Origin of the sequence: Pseudacidovorax intermedius, assembly GCF_001476815.1 — a bacterium.
Lineage (GTDB): Bacteria > Pseudomonadota > Gammaproteobacteria > Burkholderiales > Burkholderiaceae_C > Xenophilus > Xenophilus intermedius_A.
This window is the reverse complement of the sequence record NZ_LDSL01000186.1, coordinates 1-4202: the sequence shown is the minus strand read 5'-3', so window position 1 is coordinate 4202 and position 4202 is coordinate 1. Positions and strand designations below refer to the sequence as shown.

3 protein-coding genes are annotated in these 4202 nt (G+C 70.2%); 1 reads left to right on the top strand and 2 read right to left on the bottom strand.

Annotated elements, in window-relative coordinates:
• Positions 1-780: carboxyl transferase domain-containing protein (locus tag NS331_RS23495; protein WP_275936481.1), on the bottom strand; the 780-nt coding region annotated here is incomplete at its 3' end.
• 125 nt (positions 781-905) lie between these two features.
• On the opposite strand from NS331_RS23495, the gene NS331_RS23490 reads away from it, so the two are divergent.
• Positions 906-2636, top strand: a complete 1731-nt coding sequence (locus tag NS331_RS23490; protein ID WP_058644351.1) for a Na+/H+ antiporter — start codon at positions 906-908, stop codon at positions 2634-2636.
• A gap of 74 nt (positions 2637-2710) precedes the next feature.
• Here the strand turns inward: NS331_RS23490 and NS331_RS23485 are convergent.
• Positions 2711-4202: AMP-binding protein (locus NS331_RS23485; RefSeq protein ID WP_058644350.1), on the bottom strand; the 1492-nt coding region annotated here is incomplete at its 5' end.

The following is a 4202-nucleotide window of genomic DNA, read 5'->3' as shown; positions in this document are numbered from 1 at the left end:
CCGCGCCAGCGCCAGCGCATGCAGGTCGTTCTGCGCCAGGTGGTCGGCCACGCCCGAGAGCCGGGTATGCACGTCGCCGCCGCCCAGGTCCTCGGCCGACACCACCTCGCCGGTGGCCGCCTTCACCAGCGGCGGGCCGCCCAGGAAGATGGTGCCCTGCTCCTTGACGATGATCGATTCGTCGCTCATCGCCGGCACGTAGGCGCCGCCCGCCGTGCACGAGCCCATCACCACCGCGATCTGCGCGATGCCGTCGGCGCTCATGTTGGCCTGGTTGTAGAAGATGCGGCCGAAGTGGTCGCGGTCCGGAAACACCTCGTCCTGGTTCGGCAGGTTGGCGCCGCCCGAGTCGACCAAATAGATGCAGGGCAGCCGGTTCTGCGCCGCGATCTCCTGCGCGCGCAGGTGCTTCTTCACGGTCATCGGGTAGTAGGTGCCGCCCTTCACCGTGGCGTCGTTGCACACCACCATGCAGTCCACGCCGCTCACGCGGCCGATGCCGGCGATCAGGCCCGCGCCGGGCGCGTCGCCGTTGTACATGCCGTGCGCGGCCAGCGGCGCGATCTCCAGGAAGGGCGAGCCCGGGTCCAGCAGCTGTTGCACCCGGTCGCGCGGCAGCAGCTTGCCGCGGGCCGTGTGCTTGGCGCGCGCGGCCTCGCCGCCGCCCTGCTCCACCTGCGCGAACTGGGCACGCAGGTCCTCCACCAGCGCGCGCATGGCGGCGGCGTTGGCCTGGAAGGCCTCGGATCTGGGATTGAGTTGGGAGACCAGTTTGCTCATGAATGTCCTTGGCGCCTGACGCGCGGCCGCATGCCACGCGAAGATGATGCGAACCGACGGCGGCATCGGGCACTCCAAGCCCGGCCTGCCCGCCCCGTCACGAAGTCCTTGAAGAAGAAAAACAAGTGCACACCGTCGAAACCGTCCTGCTGGTGCTGATGCTCGGCGCCCTCACCGGCATCGCCGCCCGCTACCTGCGCGCCATTCCGCTGCCGCTGATCCAGATCGCGCTGGGCGCTGCCCTGTCCTGGCCGCAGCAGGGGCTGCACATCGCCTTCGATCCCGAGCTGTTCCTGCTGCTGTTCATTCCGCCGCTGCTGTTCGCGGACGGCTGGCGGATTCCGAAGCGCGAGTTCTTCGCGCTGCACCGGCCGATCCTGAAGCTGGCCTTTGGCCTGGTGGCCTTCACCGTGTTCGGCCTGGGCTGGCTGGTGCACTGGATGATTCCGGAGATGCCGCTGCCCGTGGCCTTCGCCCTGGCCGCGGTGGTCTCGCCCACCGACGCGGTGGCCGTCTCGGCCATCACGCGGCGGCTGGGCATGCCGGCCAAGACCATGCACGTGCTGGAGGGCGAATCGCTGCTCAACGATGCGTCCGGCCTGGTGGCGCTGAAGTTCGCCGTGGCGGCCACACTGACCGGCGTGTTCTCGTGGACGCAGGCCACGCGCGAATTCCTGTGGATCGCGCTCGGCGGCGTGGGCGCCGGCACGCTGATGGGCTGGGGCTTCGCGCATGCCCGCGCCATGGTCACGCGCCGCCTCGGCGACGTGGCCGCCACGCAGATGGTGCTGCTGCTGGTGCTGCTGCCCTTCGCGGCCTACATCGTGGGCGAGCGCATCGGCGTCTCGGGCATCCTGGCCGCCGTGGCGGCGGGCATCGCCACCAACTTCGCCGACCTGGAGCGCGGCGAGTTCATCGCCGAGCGCATGCAGGCCGAAGGCACCTGGACCATGATCGAGTCGGCTTTCAACGGCGCCATCTTCCTGCTGCTGGGGCTGCAGCTGCCGTCCATCCTGCGCACGGTGGACGAGAGCAAGCACCACGGCGCCTGGACGCTGGTGGGCTACGTGCTGGTCATCTCGGCCGCATTGCTGCTGCTGCGCTGGGTGTGGCTGCAGCTGGCGGTGCGCGGCGGCCTGCGCCGGGCCCACCGCGACGGCCGCATGCCCGAGGCGCCCTCCTGGCGGCTGACCCTGGCCATCACGCTGGCGGGCATCCGCGGCGCGGTGACGCTGGCGGCCGCGCTGTCGATCCCGCTGATGGTGAATCCGCACACGCCCTTCCCGGCGCGCGAGCTGCTCGTCTTCCTGGCCACCGGCACCATCCTGGTCACGCTGCTGGTGGGCAGCATCGGCCTGCCGCTGGTGCTGCGCCGACTGCCGCTGCCACCGGAGGCCCCCGAGGAGCGGGAAGAGCGCGCCGCCCGCATCGCCGCGTGCCATGCGGCCATCGCCAGCCTGGTGCGCGGCCAGCAGCAGTTGCTGGACGCCGATGCCGACACCCTGGCCGAGCGGCAGGAGCGGGTCGGCCGCATCACCCAGCAGTACCGCGTGCGGCTGGAGCTGCTGGACGACGACAGCGCCACGGCCTCCACCGCCGAGACGCGCGCCGAAGAGGCCGAGGCCATGCAGGCGCGCAAGCGGGGCTTCGTGCAGGAGCTGGAGCTGCGCCTGGGTTGCCTGCAGGCCGAGCGGCATGCGCTGTATGCCGAGCGCCAGTCGCACCGCATCAACGACGCCTCGCTGCGCGAACTGGTGGGCGAGCTGGACCTGGCCGAGGTCGCCCTGCGCAAGCGGCTGCGCGCCGCGCGCCACGCCGCCGGACTGGCGCCGCACGGCCCCGCCACGCGCGACTGAGCCCGGCCGCAGCCCGCCCGACGAGCGCCCGGCTGCCATGGACGCGCCTGTCCTCATCCAGCCCGGCGGCACGTTCATGCCGTCTTCTCGGCCTGCAGGCCCAGTTCCTCGGCCATCTGGTCGCGGATGCGGTACTTCTGGATCTTGCCCGTCACCGTCATCGGGAAGGCGTCGACGAAGCGGATGTACTTCGGCACCTTGTAGTGCGCGATCTGCCCCTGGCAGAAGGCGCGGATGTCGGCCTCGGTGGGCTGCTGGCCGGGCTTGGGAATGATCCAGGCGCACAGCTCCTCGCCGTACTTGCGGTCCGGCAGGCCGACCACCTGCACGTCCTGCACCTGCGGATGGCGGTACAGGAATTCCTCGATCTCGCGCGGGTAGATGTTCTCGCCGCCGCGGATCACCATGTCCTTGATGCGGCCGACGATGTTGACGTAGCCCTCGGCGTCCATGGTGGCCAGGTCGCCGGTGTGCATCCAGCCCTCGGTGTCGATGGCCTCGCGGGTCTTGGCCTCGTCGCCCCAGTAGCCGTGCATCACCGAATAGCCGCGCGTGCACAGCTCGCCGGGCTGCCCGCGCGGCACGGTGGCGCCGGATTCGGGGTCGACGATCTTCACCTCCAGGTGCGGCTGCACCGTGCCGACGGTGGAGACGCGCCGCGCCAGCGGCGTGTCGGTGCTGCTCTGGCAGCTCACCGGGCTGGTCTCGGTCATGCCGTAGGCGATGGTGATCTCGCCCAGGTGCATGCGCTCCACCACGCGCTTCATCACCTCGATGGGGCAGGCGGTGCCGGCCATGATGCCGGTGCGCAGGCTCGACAGGTCGAACTCGCCGAAGCGTGGATGGTCGAGCTCGGCGATGAACATCGTGGGCACGCCGTGCAGGCCGGTGCATCGCTCGGCCTGCACCGCTTCGAGCGTGAGCAGCGGGTCGAAGCCGTCGTTGGGATAGACGATGGCGCTGCCGTGCGTCAGGCAGGCCAGGTTGCCCAACACCATGCCGAAGCAGTGGTACATGGGCACGGGGATGCACAGCCGGTCCTCCGGGCCCAGCTTCATGCATTCGCCGATGAAGTAGCCGTTGTTGAGGATGTTGCGGTGGGTGAGCGTGGCCCCCTTGGGAAAGCCCGTGGTGCCGCTGGTGAACTGGATGTTGATGGGGTCAGTGGCCTTGAGCGTGGCCTGGACTTGCGCCACGCGCGGGTCGGCCGCGTCGCCGCTCGCCAGCAGCTGCGAGAAGCGCGCCGTGGCGATGTCCGGGCCGGCCTCGTCGGCGGCGCCGGCTGCGTCGATCCACCAGATGTTCTTCAGGTAGGGCAGCCGGGCCGCGCCCAGCTCGCGCAGCATGGCCAGGTACTCGCTGGTCTTGAAGCGCGGCATGGTCACCAGCGCCTTGCAGCCCACCTTGTTCAGCGCGTATTCGACTTCCGACGTGCGGTAGGCCGGATTGATGTTGACCAGGATCAGCCCTGCCTTGGCGGTGGCGATCTGCATCAGCACCCAGGCCAGGTTGTTGTGCGACCAGATGCCGATGCGCTCGCCCGGCTGCAGGCCGGCGCGCAGCAGG